Origin of the sequence: Campylobacter concisus, assembly GCF_015230035.1 — a bacterium.
GTDB classification, from domain to species: domain Bacteria; phylum Campylobacterota; class Campylobacteria; order Campylobacterales; family Campylobacteraceae; genus Campylobacter_A; species Campylobacter_A concisus_BK.
Window position 1 is genome coordinate 141206 of record NZ_JAAKZD010000003.1, and the last position, 15917, is coordinate 157122.

General features: G+C 40.1%; 17 protein-coding genes. 6 read left to right on the forward strand and 11 right to left on the reverse strand.

Annotated features, from left to right (window positions below; genetic code table 11):
• Window position 1 precedes the first annotated feature (1 nt).
• Window positions 2-739, reverse strand: a complete 738-nt coding sequence (locus tag G6W41_RS02945; RefSeq protein WP_009294132.1) for an NAD+ synthase — start codon at window positions 737-739, stop codon at window positions 2-4.
• 120 nt (window positions 740-859) lie between these two features.
• Between G6W41_RS02945 and G6W41_RS02950 the strand changes: the two genes are divergently transcribed.
• Window positions 860-1462, forward strand: coding sequence for an MBL fold metallo-hydrolase (locus G6W41_RS02950; protein ID WP_194170570.1), 603 nt, complete (start codon window positions 860-862; stop codon window positions 1460-1462).
• 150 nt (window positions 1463-1612) lie between these two features.
• On the opposite strand, the gene dnaK is transcribed toward G6W41_RS02950, so the two are convergent.
• From dnaK to G6W41_RS02965, 3 genes are read right to left on the reverse strand one after another with little or no spacing between them, the layout of a single operon-like run.
• Entirely contained in the window at window positions 1613-3487 is a 1875-nt protein-coding gene (gene dnaK, locus G6W41_RS02955; protein ID WP_002942660.1) for a molecular chaperone DnaK, read from the reverse strand.
• Window positions 3488-3518: 31 nt separating this feature from the next.
• Complete coding sequence (gene grpE, locus G6W41_RS02960; protein ID WP_194170571.1) at window positions 3519-4061, reverse strand: nucleotide exchange factor GrpE; 543 nt, start codon at window positions 4059-4061, stop codon at window positions 3519-3521.
• On the reverse strand, window positions 4058-4852 hold the full coding sequence (locus G6W41_RS02965; RefSeq protein WP_087581009.1) for an HrcA family transcriptional regulator: 795 nt from the start codon (window positions 4850-4852) through the stop codon (window positions 4058-4060). Before G6W41_RS02965 ends, grpE begins: the two co-directional genes overlap by 4 nt.
• Window positions 4853-5219: 367 nt before the next feature.
• On the opposite strand from G6W41_RS02965, the gene G6W41_RS02970 reads away from it, so the two are divergent.
• The 3 genes from G6W41_RS02970 (at window position 5220) to G6W41_RS02980 (ending at window position 6255) form a co-directional block, all read left to right on the forward strand.
• Window positions 5220-5465: a DNA-binding protein gene (locus G6W41_RS02970; protein ID WP_009294123.1), complete on the forward strand. Its 246-nt coding sequence runs from the start codon at window positions 5220-5222 to the stop codon at window positions 5463-5465.
• Entirely contained in the window at window positions 5466-5645 is a 180-nt protein-coding gene (locus G6W41_RS02975) for a hypothetical protein (RefSeq protein ID WP_194170572.1), read from the forward strand.
• Window positions 5646-5775: 130 nt separating this feature from the next.
• Complete coding sequence (locus tag G6W41_RS02980; RefSeq protein WP_242039890.1) at window positions 5776-6255, forward strand: hypothetical protein; 480 nt, start codon at window positions 5776-5778, stop codon at window positions 6253-6255.
• An 88-nt stretch (window positions 6256-6343) separates the two neighbouring features.
• Here the strand turns inward: G6W41_RS02980 and G6W41_RS02985 are convergent, their stop codons facing one another.
• Genes G6W41_RS02985 through G6W41_RS03015 form a run of 7 tightly spaced genes read right to left on the reverse strand, consistent with a single transcriptional unit; the run spans window position 6344 to window position 12852 of the window.
• Window positions 6344-7621 carry a dihydroorotase gene (locus G6W41_RS02985; protein WP_194170573.1) on the reverse strand — a complete coding sequence of 426 codons (1278 nt, stop codon included), beginning with the start codon at window positions 7619-7621 and terminating at the stop codon, window positions 6344-6346.
• A 2-nt stretch (window positions 7622-7623) separates the two neighbouring features.
• Window positions 7624-8553 (reverse strand): aspartate carbamoyltransferase catalytic subunit, encoded by a 930-nt coding sequence (locus tag G6W41_RS02990; protein ID WP_002942659.1) that lies wholly within the window; start codon window positions 8551-8553, stop codon window positions 7624-7626.
• 17 nt (window positions 8554-8570) lie between these two features.
• Window positions 8571-8981, reverse strand: a complete 411-nt coding sequence (locus G6W41_RS02995) for a tetratricopeptide repeat protein (RefSeq protein ID WP_021085857.1) — start codon at window positions 8979-8981, stop codon at window positions 8571-8573.
• A gap of 9 nt (window positions 8982-8990) precedes the next feature.
• Window positions 8991-9218 carry a hypothetical protein gene (locus G6W41_RS03000; RefSeq protein WP_002942640.1) on the reverse strand — a complete coding sequence of 76 codons (228 nt, stop codon included), beginning with the start codon at window positions 9216-9218 and terminating at the stop codon, window positions 8991-8993.
• Complete coding sequence (locus G6W41_RS03005; protein ID WP_194170574.1) at window positions 9215-10240, reverse strand: DHH family phosphoesterase; 1026 nt, start codon at window positions 10238-10240, stop codon at window positions 9215-9217. The genes G6W41_RS03000 and G6W41_RS03005 overlap by 4 nt, the downstream gene beginning before the upstream one ends.
• Window positions 10241-10249: 9 nt before the next feature.
• On the reverse strand, window positions 10250-12445 hold the full coding sequence (gene flhA, locus G6W41_RS03010) for a flagellar biosynthesis protein FlhA (protein WP_194170575.1): 2196 nt from the start codon (window positions 12443-12445) through the stop codon (window positions 10250-10252).
• Window positions 12446-12447: 2 nt separating this feature from the next.
• Window positions 12448-12852, reverse strand: coding sequence for an Rrf2 family transcriptional regulator (locus G6W41_RS03015; RefSeq protein WP_004317794.1), 405 nt, complete (start codon window positions 12850-12852; stop codon window positions 12448-12450).
• A gap of 146 nt (window positions 12853-12998) precedes the next feature.
• On the opposite strand from G6W41_RS03015, the gene rpsO reads away from it, so the two are divergent.
• A complete protein-coding gene (rpsO, locus tag G6W41_RS03020; protein WP_004317763.1) occupies window positions 12999-13271 on the forward strand; it encodes a 30S ribosomal protein S15 in 273 nt (90 codons plus the stop codon).
• 360 nt (window positions 13272-13631) lie between these two features.
• Entirely contained in the window at window positions 13632-15908 is a 2277-nt protein-coding gene (gene fdhF, locus G6W41_RS10350; RefSeq protein WP_346010875.1) for a formate dehydrogenase subunit alpha, read from the forward strand.
• Window positions 15909-15917 lie beyond the last annotated feature (9 nt).

A 15917-nucleotide genomic window follows, 5' to 3' on the forward strand; every position in this document is an offset into this window, starting at 1 on the left:
TTTAAATTTTCACTATCAACGGCATTTGTCGTTTAAACCTGTTTGACACAACTCTATTTTCTATATCCAAGACCGCTTTTAATCCAAACTTTTTGATGGCTTGCTCCTTGTTATTTTCTAAATTTTGTAAAATTTCATCAATGACAGCATAGCTGTAACCTATGTCGCCCTCGTCACTTTGCCCATCCCAAAGATCGGCTGAAGGTGCTTTTTTGATAAAATTTTCATCAACACCAAGATGTTTTGCAAATTCAAAAATTTCACTCTTATAAAGCTCTCCGATAGGATTTATCGCGCATGCCAAATCCCCAAATATCGTGCCATAACCAAGCATAAGCTCACTTTTGTTGCTTGTGCCGATGACTAGAGCGTTTATACTAGATGAATAATCATAAAGCAAGCTCATTCTAACTCTAGCTGCTAAATTCCCTTTTCTTAAATTGCTTAAATTTACATCTATCGTTTCGTAAAAGGCATTTAAAATACCCTCTATGGATAAAACCTTATATTTTATGTTTAGTTTTTCACATAAATTTAAGGCATCGTCCATATTTTCTTTGTTTGATGATGCTGTTGGCATGATGAGTGCGTGAGTTTCATCTGGCTTTGCTCTCGCACAAAGCGTCGCAACCACAGCAGAATCAATACCGCCGCTTACGCCTAATAGTAGTTTTTTACCTTTAGTTTTATCTTTTAAGCTAAAAACTAAGGTTTCTTCTATTTTTTGATACCCCTTCATTGTCCCTTTGCCTAAAATTGCTTCCTTTTGCAAAAATTATACTAATTAAATTTAAAATTTTTCTTTAAGTTTAAGTAAAAAGATGTAAATATTTAAGAAATGATAAATTTAAGGTAAGAAATGAGAGTAATGCATAAAAGTTTTGGCGATTTTGGGACAAATTGCTACATCGTTACCAAAAATGGCTCAAGTTTAGTGATAGATCCAGGCGATGGGGCAAAAGAGTGGGTTTTGCAAAATGCACAAAATTTAAAGGCGATACTTTGCACTCATGGGCATTTTGACCATATTTACGACGTGAGCGAGCTAAAAAATGAGCTAAAAATCCCAGTTTATATCAATAAATTTGACGCTTTTATGTGTGAGAGTGACATTTTTGGCTATATGAAAAACACCTTTGTGCCAGATGTTTTGGCTCAAGGCGATGAGAGCTTTGTAGTGGGTGACTTTTCTTTTAAATTTCACCATTTTCCAGGGCACACACCGGGCTGCTCTATGATAGAGATAGATGATGCGATGTTTAGTGGGGATTTTTTATTTAAAGGTAGCATCGGACGCTGGGACTTTCCATATTCGGATAAAAATGAGATGCTAAAAAGCTTAGAAAAATGCAAAAATCTAAATGGTGACTTCGCACTTTACCCAGGACACGGCGAAAGTAGCACGCTAAAAGCCGAGCAACAAGAGCTTGATAGATGGATAAAGATCGTAAAAAGGTCTTGATTTTTGAGTGCGGCTAAATTTTTGCATTTTAGAAATTTATACTTTTTATCTTACAAGATGATGTCGTGAAAGTGCGCTAAGAAGTGTTTAGAAATTTAAATTTATGAGTTAAATTTAAAGAGCAAGGCTGGTTGCCCTGCTCTAGGAGTTTTACTCGACTTCAGCGTCTATAACGTCGTCGTCTTTTTTGTTATTTCCGCCGTTTGCACCAGCGTTTTCATCTTTTTTATACATAGCTTCTGCTAGTTTGTGGCTAGCTTTGCTTAGAGCTTCTACCTTTGCGTCGATTTGCTCTTTTGAAGAGTTTTCATCTTTTAGAACCTCTTTTAGATCATTTAGCGCAGCTTCGATGTTACTTCTATCTTCAGCTGGGACTTTTTCGCCAAGCTCGCTCATGCTCTTTTCAGTTTGATGAACTAGTGCATCTGCTTGGTTTCTAGCTTCAACTGCGTCTTTGCGCTTTTTATCCTCTTCTTTGTGAAGCTCAGCATCTTTTACCATGCTATTTATCTCATCTTCGCTTAGGCCGCTTGATCCTGAGATAGTGATATTTTGGGCTTTGCCAGTCGCTTTATCTTTTGCTGAAACGGTTAAAATTCCGTTTGCGTCGATGTCAAATTCAACTTCGATTTGAGGCACGCCTCTTGGAGCTGCTGGGATGCCCTCTAAGTTGAAGTTACCAAGTGATTTATTATCCCTTGCAAACTCACGCTCACCTTGTAAAACCATGATAGTAACGGCACTTTGGTTATCTTCAGCGGTTGAGAAGACTTGACTTTTTTTAGTTGGTATAGTTGTGCCTTTTTCGATGATCTTAGTCATCACGCCGCCAAGTGTCTCGATACCAAGGCTAAGTGGAGTAACGTCAAGAAGTAGCACGTCTTTAACATCGCCTTTTATAACCGCACCTTGGATCGCAGCACCGATAGCCACGACTTCATCTGGATTTACGCTCTTATTTAGCTCTTTGCCAAATGCCTTTTTAACCTCTTCTTGAACAAGTGGCACACGAGTTGAACCACCGACCATTACGACCTCTTTGATGTCGCTCTTGCTTAGACCTGCATCTTTGATGACTTCATTTATCTTAGTGATAGTCTCGCCCACAAGTGAGTCGATCATGCCTTCAAATTTAGCACGAGTTAGCTTTTTGACAAGGTGTTTTGGACCAGTCGCATCAGCTGTGATAAATGGTAAATTTATCTCAGTCTCTTGAGCTGAGCTTAGCTCTTTTTTAGCATTTTCAGCTGCTTCTTTTAAGCGTTGAAGTGCCATGATATCGCCTTTTAGATCGATACCAGTTTCGTTTTTAAACTCACTTACTAGCCAGTCGATGATCTTGTTATCAAAGTCATCACCACCTAAGAATGCATTACCGCCAGTTGCCAAAACTTCAACGATATTATCGCCAGTTTCAAGCACTGTAACGTCAAATGTACCACCACCTAGGTCATAAACTAAAATTTTCTCAGCCTCTTTTTTATCAAGACCATAAGCAAGCGCCGCAGCTGTTGGCTCGTTGATGATACGAAGCACGTTTAGTCCTGCGATCGTTCCAGCCTCTTTTGTAGCCTTTCTTTGGCTATCGTTAAAGTATGCAGGCACAGTGATAACCGCATCCGTTACCTTTTCACCAAGGTATGCTTCAGCATCTTCTTTTAGTTTAATAAGAATTTTTGCTGAAATTTCTTGCGGAGTATAGACCTTGCCAGCGATCTCAACCGCGCAAGCGCCATTTCTATCTACGACGTGATATGGCAAGCGAGCCTTTGCCTCTTCAGCATTTTTTTCATTGCTCATCAAACCCATGATACGTTTGATAGAATATATCGTTTTTTCAGGATTTGTAACTGCTTGACGTTTTGCAACGTCACCTACTAGAATTTCACCTTTGTCTGTAAAAGCAACAACAGATGGAGTTGTGTTTTTGCCCTCTTTATTTGGGATAACCTTGCTCTCGCCGCGCTCAAAAACGCTCACACAAGAGTTTGTTGTACCTAAGTCTATACCTATAACTTTTGACATATTTTTCCTTTATTAGATTTATTTTTTAAATTTAGTTTGCCACACTGACCATGGCTGGGCGCAAAACCCTACCATTTATCATATAGCCTTTTTGTAAAGCTTGCACGATCTGACCGCTCTGCTTCTCCTCGCTATTGACCCTTAAAACGGCATTATGCACATTTGGATCAAACTCGGCATCAGTTGCGATCTCACTCACGCCATGCTTTTCAAAACATTTCTTGAACTGATTTATCGTTATCAAAATGCCCTCTTTGATCTTTTTAGCAAATTCATCATCCTCTGGGTCAAAATTTGCAGCGATCTCGAGCGCATCGATGACTGGTAGCAAGTCCCTTGCAAATTTCTCATTTGCATAGCTTGCAACGTCTGCTTTCTCTTTTTCATAACGCTTTTTGATATTTTCAAACTCAGCATTTGCTCTGTAATATTTATCAGTGATCTCGCCAAGCTCTTTTTCGAGCTTCTCCACTTTTGAGATATCGCCAAGTGCATCTAAATTTACGCTATCGCTAGCTGCCTCTTGCACAGGCTCAACCTCAGGTAGATTTTGCTCTTTTACCTCTTCGCTCACGCGGCCTCCTTTATTAGATTTATAAATTTCACATAATCAGTATAAACACTGCCAGCACAGATCATCTGCGCCTCGCTACCAAGGTAGTTTGCTTTAAATTTAAGCCCCATGTAATTTTCGTCAAACATAGGAGAAAATGTAAGCTTTTCGTCCATCTGCAAGCTAAAACTTGGGTCAAAAACCATCTTAAAGCGTCTATCCTTAAACATATCAAAGGCTAAAATTTCGTTTTCTTGGAAGTAAATTTTAGTCCTTTTAAGCTCTCTTATCTTGTTTTTTAGTTCGCTTAAGCCAACTTGAGAACAGATAAGCTCAAGCTTGTCTAAACTAACTCCGATGAGATTGTTTAAAAATTTATACATCCTAGCGTCAAATTTGATGACGATCTCATCGCCACTAAAATTTAAAATCAAATATCTATCATTTAAATTTAAAATTTCTAGCAACTCCTTATCGATCGTGCCAAAAATCATACAATAAAGCTCAAACTCATCACAGAGCATCTTTAGGCTTCTTGGATCATTTATCTCTAAATTTATGTCGCTCTCAGTAAAAATTTCACTCCAATATCTCCTCATCGCAGCGATAGTTGGGATCCTACCGCCACTGATGTGAAGCTTTGTGATCTCGCCCTCATCTGAAAGCTTTTTAAAATAAACACGTATCGTCGATGCCGGTATCGCCACGCTCATACGAGAGCCAAGCTCGTTTGAGCCAATAGGCGCATTGTCCTGCAAATAGGCTTCAATGATAGAATTTAGTATCAAATCGCGTTTATTTGTTTTACTCACTTTTAGCACTCTTTCTTTTTAATTGCTAAGCGGATTATACAACTTTAGTTTATCAATGTCAAGTATATAAGTTAAAAAAATTTATTTATATATATTTAGCCTATATAACTAAACTTTTCTAATGCCTATATTATAAGCTTTGCGCAAAAACAAATAAAATTTAAAGCAAAATAAAAAATTTAACTTCAACATAAAACACAAAATTTCTAATTTTATTCAAAAATTTAAAAGATTTTTATACGTTTTAACGTATATTATAAATAATTTTTAGTATAATTAATACTTTTTATCGATATTTATATACTATTTTACATTATTTATATAATATTTTAGGTATATTTAATAATAAATAACGTATAATTCTTCAATGATTGAAACAAGTGATATATTTAATTTGCTTCACAATGCAGTTGAGGCAAAAAATATCGGTAAGAAAATTTCACAAGCAAAAATGGCAGAAGATCTTGGCGTGCCTATGAGGACATATCAGGACTGGAGACTTGGAAACTCGAAGCCGCAAGCTGCTGCTGCAGTTTGCAAACTGCTATGTGAGCTTGACGATGATGAAATATTATTTGTTGTCAATAAGATGAGAAAATTGCTAGGAAAATAGATGGAAAATTTAACACAAAAAGAGAGAATCGACCTTGAGAGCGTTTTTGCAGTCATTTGCACTAAAAAAGAGTCAAAAATTTTGGTTACCTACAAGGATCTATGCTCGGCTGCAGCTTCAAAATTTCATGTAGTTAAAAATAAGATCAAAAAAGCAAAAGAAAGAAGAGTCAAAATTTAGTATTTTTGGCTTGAAATTTAGTTATTTCATAAATTTAGTAGCCAAAAAGACCGTCAAATAAATTTCATCCTACCTATTTATATAGGGTTTTGCTCCGCTTATCTTAACGAGCATTTATCTTAGCTACTAAATGATAGCTCTAGTAGCTAAGCCTAAATTTATCAAATTTAATGTCATCATGCTTTTTCTATCCACTACTTTACTGCATATTCTTTTTACATTTCTTATCTATAAAATTGGGGAGTTTTTTGCAAGATATATGAGTAAAGACGGCCTAAATAGAATGGAATTTGAAATTTCAGAGCTTGCAAAGGCGGTTGGTTTTAGCGTCATTAGTAAAGACAGAAACCCAGCTTGGAAACCTATAAATGATAAATTTGCAAACGACATCTTAGAAGAGCTTAAAATTTATAAGCCAAATGCTAGGATAACAGCCGTGCATGCTGGACTTGAATGTGGAGTGCTTTTAGAGAAAAAGGCAGGTCTTAGTGCATGTTCTATTGGACCAAATATCTACTCACCTCACTCTACAAGAGAACACTGTGAAGTTACTTCTGCACTTTTTATAGAAAAAGTAGTTCGCGGTATCGTTAAAAAATATAACTCATAAAAAAGTAAAATTTGCTAGAAATTTCTAGCAAATTTTATATCTCAAAGCATCTAAAGCAAATTTGCCCGCAAATGCGAGTAAAATTAGATTATTTACCAAACTCATAAACGATCTTGCCACTTTTTATCGTGGTAGTTGCTGCGCCTTTTAGCTTTTTGCCAAAGAGTGGAGAATTTACCGATTTTGAGCGGTTTATCTTCTCGTCGTAAATATACTCGATCTCAGGGTCTATCACAGCGACGTCAGCTAGCATGCCCTCAGCAAGTCTGCCCTTATCTTTTAAATTTAGCATCTTAGCCGCATTTGTAGATGTTAGCTCCACCATGCGCTCTAAGCTTATAACGCCCTCATTTACGAGCTTAAGAGTGAGTGGCACAAGGGTTTGAAGTCCGATGATACCAAATGGCGCCTTGTCAAATTCCACTATCTTTTCGTCCGTGTGGTGTGGGGCATGATCGGTGGCGATAACGTCTATAAGGCCGCTTTTTAGCGCATCTCTTACCGCTTTTACGTCGCTTATCTCACGAAGTGGCGGCGACATTTTGAAATTTGTATCGTAGGCATTTTTCAAAATTTCATCGTCACTAAAGCTAAAGTGGTGAGGTGTAGCTTCGCAAGTGATGTTTATGCCCTCTTTTTTGCCCATTTCGATGATCTTTAGCGAGTATTCCGAGCTTACGTGAGCGATGTGGATGTGCGCTTTAGTGAGCTTTGCAAGCAGCATGTCACGGCTCACTGCGATCTCCTCTTTCTCCCTCGCCATGCCGCGAAGTCCAAGTATGGCTGAAACCTTGCCCTCGTGCATTACGCCCTGCCTGCAAAGCGAGCAGTCCTCTGAGTGGCTTATACAAAAGCTACCAAACATGCTTGAATACTCAAGTGCCGCTCTCATCACGCTTGAGCTAGTCACTGGCAAGCCATCATCGCTAAATGCAACTGCGCCAGCCTCTATAAGATCGCCCATTTCAACGATCTCGTTGCCGCCAAGCCCTTTGCTAATGGCTGCGATTGGCAAAAGGTCGATCAGTCCGCAGTTTTTAGCCTTTTCTATCATCGCTCTTGTGATCGAGGCGTTGTCATTTACTGGGTTTGTGTTAGCCATGCAAAGGCAGGTAGTCACTCCTCCAGCCACAGCCGCCTGCGAGCCTGAGATGATGTCATCTTTATACTCTTGACCAGGATCGCGAAAATGCACGTGCATGTCGATAAGTCCTGGCATTACGAGCTTATTTGTAGCGTCTATGACCTTATCAGCCTTAAATTTCTCACTTCCGATTTTGGCTATTTTGCCGTTTTCTATTAGGATATTTGCCTTAAATTTCTCGTCGCTATTTACGATAGTGCCGTTAATTATTGCTATTTTCATCGTTAGCCCCTATTTTTTGCAAGCGTATTTAGTATCGCCATTCTTATAGCAACGCCGTTTTCTACTTGATTTAGTATGACTGAGTGTGTGCCGTCAGCCACGTCTGAATTTAACTCCACGCCCCTATTTATCGGTCCTGGGTGCAGCACGATCGCGTCAGGCTTTGCTAGCTTTATCCTATTTTTATTTAGTCCAAAGAATTTCGAGTACTCCCTCGAGCTTGGAAACGCCACGTCCGCACCGCCACGCTCTAGTTGGATGCGAAGCATGATGATGACGTCGCTGCCCTCGCAAGCCTCCTCCATATTTTTGCAAATTTGAGACTCAAATACCTCAGCATCTTTTGGCATCATCATCCTTGGTGCAAATAGCTTTAAATTTATGCCAAATTTCTTCATCGCCCAGATGTCAGACCTTGCCACGCGGCTTCTAGCGATGTCGCCGATGATCGCCACGTTTAAATTTTTATCCAAAATTTTGCCGTGCTCTCTTAGTGTGAAAAGATCAAGCAGAGCTTGGCTTGGGTGCTCATTTGTGCCGTCCCCTGCATTTACGACGCTAGCCTCTGTTCTATCAGCTGCAAATTTCGCCGCTCCAGAGCTTGGGTGACGAAGCACGATGATATCAGTTCTCATAGCAGCCATGTTATTCATCGTGTCATTTAGGCTCTCGCCCTTTGTCACACTAGAGCTTGACGAGCTGAAATTTATCGTATCAGCTCCAAGCCTCTTTGCTGCGATCTCAAAGGATGTTCTAGTTCTTGTCGAGTTTTCATAAAATGCATTGATCGTGGTCTTTCCACGAAGGTAGTCATTTTTTTTCACTTGGCTTAAATTTAGCTCCTTAAACTCTTTCGCCGCCTCTAAAAAATATAAAATTTCTTCCTTGCTAAGCTCTCTAGTTCCTATCAAATCTTTATGTTTGTAGCCCATTTTAAGCCCTTTTTGATCTATTTTGTTACAAAGTCACAAGCTGGTTTGTAACCGTTGTCGCAAGCTTTTTTAAACAAAGCTTTTGCCTTCTCTTCGCTTTTTGCTTCATTATCATCTTTGTCTTTTATAAGGCCATAAGCTGTCATTTCGCCTAGTTTTTCGCAAGCCATGCCCTCATTTTCGTCGCACATTTTTGTAAAAATTTTCTCAGCCTGAGCTCTATCTTTTGCTACGCCGTCGCCGTTAAATAGCATGATCGCATTCATCGTGCAAGCCTTTTTTTCACCCTCGCCGCAAGCTTTGTTAAAAGCAAGATAGGCTTCATTAAAATTTTTCTTTGCATAAAGCTCGTTTGCCTTGTCTAAATTTTCATTTGCCATAGCATTTAACGCAAAAAGTGCCGCCGCTAAAACTAAAATTTTCTTCATATTTTCTCCTTATTTAAATAACTTTGGATGGTGTTTTTTCATATATTCAACTATCTCTATGACCTCGTCGCTACCGCTAGCATCAGAGTTTTCTAGCGCATCGTCGATGCACTCTACATAGAGATTTGCCGCCTCTTCAAGCTTGTCTTTTTTCACGCCAGCATAGTAAAACATCGCTTCAAGCACCATGCTAAGCTCGTAGCTAAGCTCCTCTACGCTTACCTCTTCTTCTTTCATATCTCCTCCTGTGTTTTTTTAGTTATTAGATCAACTATCTGCGCCTTGATCGGCTCATAGCTAAAGCCATCTTTGAAATTTGCAAATAGCCCGCCGCTAGCGTTCACGTGTCCGCCGCCGCCAACTAGGTGCTTAGCCATGGCGCTAACATCAAGCTTGCCATTTGCACGAAAGCTTAGCGTTTTTTTATTTGTCACATCGATAAAGAAATCAAATTCAGGATTTGCCACCAAAAAGTCGTTGCCGATAACCGAAACATTGCCGATATTGTAGGTTAAAATTCCTTTATGATCTTTATAGCTTATGCTAAATTTCTCTTTATTTTCACTAAGTTTTTTTACGACGTAGTTTGAGATCAGATTGCTTAGCGTATCGTCTTTATCCTCTTTGAAAAATGACTTCTTGATAGCATGCACCTGCATATCAAGGCCGATATAGTCGTTTTTCTCGTTAAAAAATTTGCTCGCTTCTTTTAAGATATGATCCATATAGAGGTTATTTTCAGCTTCAAACATCACCTTATTTATCTCTTTAGCGTTTGCCACAAGTCCCAAACAGACCTTGCCCATCTCGAAATTTTTATCATCTTTTAGCCAGATATCCACGGCATTTACGACGTCACTAAAAATTTCAAGCTCTTTATTTTTGCCAAAAATACCCGCAAAAAAGTCGTAAGTGATCTTTGTAGCGCACCTTGAACTATCCAAAAAGTACCACGAGTAAGCGCTCGCGCACTCGGCACCACTTTGGTGATGATCTAGCAAAAATAGCTTGATATTTTTACCATCTATCATCTCCTCAAAGCTCTCGCACTGAGCTAGACTTAAATTTAGATCGGTGATCAAGATGACGTTTTTATCATCGTTTGAGGCGTCTATCTCAGATAGAATTTGAGCAAATTTATCATCTATCTCTCTGCCGTAGTTTGAGTTTAGAAATTTCACATCTTTGAAGTAAAAATTTGTTATGTATTGTGCGCCGTATCCGTCAAGATCGGTGTGTGAGAGGTGATAAATTTTCATCTTTTTCCTTTATAAATTTTCTATTTCTATGACGCCAACCGTTTCAAATGGCGTATTTGCCGAGATCTCAGCAAAGCTTAGCACCACTATGTCGATGGCGAAATTTGCGCAGATATTTGCTATAAATTTGCGCAAGCTTGGCTCAACGCAAAGCACCATCTCTCCGTGCTGGCTCATCGGTCGCTTCTCTTTTTCACGCCTAAGTGCTTGCACGATCGATGATGTCTGCGCCACGTTTATCATCAGGTGATAGGCGCCGTCTTTATACTGCACCGCATCCATCAGCTTTTGCTGCGCGGCGGTGTCTAGGATGTAGAAATTTAGCTGTCCCTTTTCATCTACGTAAAGCGAGGTGATGACACGCGAAAGCGCTGCACGCACGTGCTCGATGATCATGTCTAAATTTTTACTAACCTCGGCGATGTCGCTGATGGCTTCAAGTATGCTAAGTAGGTCTTTGATCGGGATATTGTCTTTAAGCAGCGTTTTTAAGACCTTTTGGATCAAATTTATAGGTGCGATCCTTAGCGTATCCTCGACCACGACTGGGTAGTCGATCTTTAGTTTGTCTAGTAAATTTTGCGTCTCTTGGCGAGTTAAAAGCTCGGCTGCATTTTGCTTGATAAGCTCGCTCATATGCGTTGAGATGACGCTTGCAGGATCAACTATCGTATATCCGCTAAGTATGGCGTCCTCTTTGACGCTAGCATCGATCCAAAGAGCGTCTAGCCCAAAAGCTGGCTCTTTTGTCGGAATCCCCTCGATATCCTCGCTAACTAAGCCACTATCCATCGCTAGAAATTTATCCGCGTAAATTTCGCCCTGACCGATCACGATGCCTTTTAGCTTAAAGCGGTACTCGTTTGGTGGGAGCTGTAAGTTGTCGCGGATCCTTATCTTTGGCATCAAAAAGCCAAGACTTGAAGCGATATTTCGCCTCATAGCACGAATTCTCTCAATGAGATCCACGTCAGCTAGCTTTAGTAGGCCATATCCTAGGTCAAGCTCTAAAATTTCAAGCTTTAAGATGTCATTTATCTTTGTCTCTTCTTCTCTTGCGATCTCTTCGTCGCTCTTCTTTGGTGCCTTAGCAGCCCCGCCACTTGCAGCTGCTGCCCCTGCCCCACTTGGCGCAGCGGCTCCAGCTTTTTTAGAAGCAGTTTTCTCTTTTGGCGCAAGGTTTAAATTTAGCCCGCCATCTTTTGTCTGCTTAATGATGTAGCCAAGTCCCAAAAATAGTAGTGCTATAAAGCCAAGAGATAGGGTTGGCAGACCTGGCACAATGGCAAACATAAATAGTATGAAGCCTACTATTAGCAAGGTTTTATAGTCGCCTAATAGCTGATTTAACGTGCCTTCTGCAAAGTCCTCGTCGTCTTTGCTAGCTCTTGTGATGATGATGGCAGTCGCTGTTGAAGTGATAAGTCCTGGGATCTGGCTCACAAGGCCATCACCGATAGTTAGGATCGTATAGTACTGAGCCGATGTCGCCATATCAAGGCCGTGCTGAAATGAGCCGATAGCAAAGCCGCCGATAATGTTGATGATAGTGATGATGATGCCAGCGACAGCGTCACCTTTTATAAATTTAGACGAACCATCCATCGCGCCATAAAAATTTGCCTCGCCGATGATGGCTTGACGTCTTTCGCGCGCCGTTTTTTCGTCTATTAAACCTGCGTTTAGATCCGCATCTATCGCCATTTGCTTACCAGGCATCGCATCAAGTGTAAAACGCGCTTGCACCTCACTCACGCGGGTTGAACCCTTTGTTACGACCATGAAATTTATGAGCACCAAGATACAAAAGACGATAGTGCCGATGACGAAGTTGCCACCAACGACGAAATTTCCAAAGCTAGAGATGATCTCACTGACCGCTTCTGGGCCGTTGTGACCCTCGCTTAAGATCATACGCGTCGTTGCGATGTTTAGCGAGAGGCGAAAAAGTGTGATGATGAGAATGAGCGTTGGAAACGTGCTAAGGTCAGTCGGCTTTGGTACGTAAATAGAGATCAAAATAATAAGCACTGAAATCGAGATCGAAAGTGCCAAGAAAAAGTCAAGCACCGCGCTTGGAAGCGGCACGATGATGATAGCAAGGATGGCAACGATGATGCCAACGATGCTAAGACTTTTAAATTTGACAATTGGCGCAAGAAACGGTGCGACAAGAGTCAAGATATTATTTTTTTGCTTTGCCAACTTTACTTCTTAACGATGTCACTTAGTTTTATCGCGTCAAGCATCTCGTCGATCTTGCCTTGAAGGCCGCTAAACATCGACCAAATTTGACAGCTTGAAGCCTTATTTGACGGGCAACCAAGCGCAGAAGATGAGCACTCAAAGACGCTTAGTTCACGCTTTTCGGCGCATTCGATTATCTTTTTTATACTTAAATTTTCAGGTTCGCCGTTTAGTGCAAAACCGCCATTTGCTCCTTTAAATGACTTTAAAACTCCATCTTTTGCTAAATTTTGTAAAATTTTTGCCAGAAAACTTTTTGAAATTTTAAGCTCATTTGAGATCGTATCAACATCAACTGGAGATGATTTTTGAGATATTAAAATAAGCGAAAGTAGAGCGTATTCGCTTGCCTTTGTAAAAAGCATTTATCTTCCTTAACTCTTTAAATAGCCCTAATTTTATTAAATTTTTACTGCATTTTTCATTAATTTTTAAAAAGCGTAATTTTATCTAACTTTATGTTTTAAATGCTATAATCGCTCTTCCAAAATTCACCAATCAGGAGGTCATCATGGCTTTGGATTCGGCTAAAAAAGCTCAAATAGTTGCGAAATTCGCTAGAAAAGAGGGAGATACAGGCTCTCCAGAAGTTCAAATAGCTCTTTTAACAGCTAGAATAACTGAACTTACAGAACACCTTAAAATTTTCAAAAAAGACTTTTCATCACGTTTAGGTCTTTTGAAACTAGTTGGTCAAAGAAAAAGACTTTTAAAGTATCTTAAAAACAAAGACTACACTACATATTCAAAACTAATCTCTGAGCTTGGCTTAAGAGATAAATAATCCCGCGGAGAGCGACCTGCTCTCCTTTTAAATTTCACTTTTTATATTTAAATTTTCTCTTTATTTTTTCATAGTTTTAATAGCTTGTGTTAAACTAAATTTAAATTTAATTTTTATCTTTCAGCTTCTGTGTCAAATTTACACATTTTATTTTTCATTTATAAAATTCTACAAATTTATGCATTTTTAGCATATTTTTTAAATTCCTATATATTCGGCTTTTTAAATTTTATATAAAATATAACTTAAAATTAAAATTTATTTTTTAAATAAAGAATTTTTCATAAAAGATTAAGTTTCGCGCTAGTAATATTACTCAAAATAAATATGCAGAAAATGCATAATTAGAAGGAGAAAGTAATGAAAGAAGGCAAAGTCATCTGTCCTTATTGCGGGACAGGCTGTCAAGTAACCTTGCACGTGGAAAACAACGTCGTTCGTGCCGCTACTGGCGTCGAAGACAATCCAGTCAATCAAGGAAATTTATGTTTAAAGGGCTTTTATGGCTGGGATTACGTTGCAAGTCCAGACAGACTTACAAAGCCGCTTATTAGAAAGAAAAATGGAGTCTTTTCAAAGGACGGCGAATTTGAAGAGGCCAGCTGGGACGAGGCGCTTGATCTTGTCGTAGAAAAGATGAAAGAGGCAAAAGAGAAATACGGCCCTGACTCACTAGCAGGAAACTTCTCAGCACGCTGTACGCTTGAAGACAACTACGTCGCTCAAAAGCTAATGCGCGCTGTAATTGGCACAAATAACGTCGACCACTGCGCTAGAATTTGACACGCTCCGACAGTAGCAGGACTTGCTAAAACAATCGGAAACGGAGCTGCCACAAATAGCTTTACAGAGATTGGCACTTATAGTAACTGTATATTAATGATAGGCTCAAACCCAGAAAATGGTCACCCAATCGCAGCTATGCACATCCAAAGAGCGCTAAACCGCGGTGCAAAACTGATCGTTATCGACCCTATCAAGACTGAGTTTGCAAGTAGAGCAGACATCCACTTGCAGCTAGAGCCTGAGCACAACATCCCTGTTATTAACGCACTTCTTTACACTATCATCGAAGAAGGCCTTGTAAATGAGGAGTTTGTAAGAGATCACACAATAGGCATCGAGTATGTCAAAGAAGCTGTAAAAGACTATGCCCCAGAGGTTGTAGCTAAATACACAAGGCTAAATCCAGAGGATATCAGAGCAGCTGCTAGAATGTATGCCACAACAAAACCAGCCGTCATCACTCACGGCATGGGCGTAACTCACTTCAACCACGGCGTTGGCGGAGTTTGCGACGTATCAAATTTATTCTTGATCACTGGTAATATCTGCGAGCTTGGCACAGGCGACTTGCCACTTAGAGGTCAAGAGAACGTTCAAGGCTGCTGCGACATGGGCGTTTTACCAAACATCTTCCCAAATCTTGGCTCAGTCACCGATCCAGAGCAAAGAGCTTGGTTTGAGAAAATTTGGCACCTAGAACCTGGATTTTTAAACTCAAAGATAGGCATCCACAAGACTGAAGTACCTGATGCGATACTTGATGGCAGAGTGCATTTCTTCTGGACTATCGGCGAAAACCCAGTTATATCTGAGCCAAATACAAACCACTTCTTAAAAGGCATCGCAAATGTCGATTTCTACGTGGTTCAAGATCTATTTTTAACTGAGACTTCACTAAAAGCTGACGTCGTTCTCCCTGGCGTTGCAAGTAGTGAAAAAGAGGGTCTTTACACAAACGCAGAGCGCCGTGTCCAACACAACGAAGCAGTCATCACACCTCCAGGTGATGCTAGACAAGACTGGTGGATCGTTTGCGAGATCGCACGTCGTTTGGGCGCAACAGAGGGCTTTAACTTCAGCTCACCAGAAGAAATTTGGGAAGAAGTTAGAAAATGCGACCCTAGACGCTACGGCGGTATGAGCTACTATAGGCTTAAAAAATATCACGGACTTCACTGGCCATGCCCAACTGAAGATGATATGGGCGGTCAGAGCTTATATCTTGATAAGAAATTCTTTACACCTGATGGCAAAGGTCGCTTCGTACCATGCCTATTTGTGGATAAGGCTGATGAGATCGAGAGCGCAAAACTTGAGTTTGCTAAGAAGATGAATATGTCGCCTGAGTATCCTATCATGGCTGGTTCAGTCGATGAGAAGACTGACGCTGAGTATCCGATACAGCTTTTAACTACAAGAAAAGTTTATCAATACACAGTTGGCACCATGACAAGACGCTCACGTGCTATTGAAGAAGGTGGAGATAGCATCGGACCTATCGCTGAGATGAGCCCAGCGCTTGCAGAGAGATACGGACTAAAACAAGGCGACTTTATCAAAGCTTGGAGTAGATACGGCTACATCGTCGTAAAAGCTGAAGTGACTGACATCGTGCCTGATGGCATTATCCAGATGACTTTCCACTACTGGGAGAGCTCTTGCAACGAGCTAACAAGCAGCGGTTGGGACTACATCAGTAAGACTCCGACATTTAAAGCAGCTATCCAGATCAAAAAGATTGATGAAGAGGAATTTTTACGAGTTCGCGAGCTAAAACGCGAGAAATTCCAAACTTCAAAGATCATCTACGATGACTTCCACCACCACGGAAACGCAGCGATAAATGAGTAAATTTAGCGG

Excerpts from the sequence above, each read along its gene's own strand:
- G6W41_RS02980 (WP_242039890.1), top strand. The coding sequence starts at position 5,776 with ATGATAGCTCTAGTAGCTAAGCCTAAATTTATCAAATTTAATGTCATC.
- G6W41_RS02990 (WP_002942659.1), bottom strand. The coding sequence starts at position 8,553 with ATGGGCTACAAACATAAAGATTTGATAGGAACTAGAGAGCTTAGCAAG.
- G6W41_RS02970 (WP_009294123.1), top strand. The coding sequence starts at position 5,220 with ATGATTGAAACAAGTGATATATTTAATTTGCTTCACAATGCAGTTGAG.
- G6W41_RS03015 (WP_004317794.1), bottom strand. The coding sequence starts at position 12,852 with ATGCTTTTTACAAAGGCAAGCGAATACGCTCTACTTTCGCTTATTTTA.
- G6W41_RS02975 (WP_194170572.1), top strand. The coding sequence starts at position 5,466 with ATGGAAAATTTAACACAAAAAGAGAGAATCGACCTTGAGAGCGTTTTT.
- G6W41_RS02950 (WP_194170570.1), top strand. The coding sequence starts at position 860 with ATGAGAGTAATGCATAAAAGTTTTGGCGATTTTGGGACAAATTGCTAC.
- G6W41_RS03005 (WP_194170574.1), bottom strand. The coding sequence starts at position 10,240 with ATGAAAATTTATCACCTCTCACACACCGATCTTGACGGATACGGCGCA.
- rpsO (WP_004317763.1), top strand. The coding sequence starts at position 12,999 with ATGGCTTTGGATTCGGCTAAAAAAGCTCAAATAGTTGCGAAATTCGCT.
- G6W41_RS03000 (WP_002942640.1), bottom strand. The coding sequence starts at position 9,218 with ATGAAAGAAGAAGAGGTAAGCGTAGAGGAGCTTAGCTACGAGCTTAGC.
- G6W41_RS02995 (WP_021085857.1), bottom strand. The coding sequence starts at position 8,981 with ATGAAGAAAATTTTAGTTTTAGCGGCGGCACTTTTTGCGTTAAATGCT.
- G6W41_RS02985 (WP_194170573.1), bottom strand. The coding sequence starts at position 7,621 with ATGAAAATAGCAATAATTAACGGCACTATCGTAAATAGCGACGAGAAA.
- dnaK (WP_002942660.1), bottom strand. The coding sequence starts at position 3,487 with ATGTCAAAAGTTATAGGTATAGACTTAGGTACAACAAACTCTTGTGTG.
- G6W41_RS02945 (WP_009294132.1), bottom strand. The coding sequence starts at position 739 with ATGAAGGGGTATCAAAAAATAGAAGAAACCTTAGTTTTTAGCTTAAAA.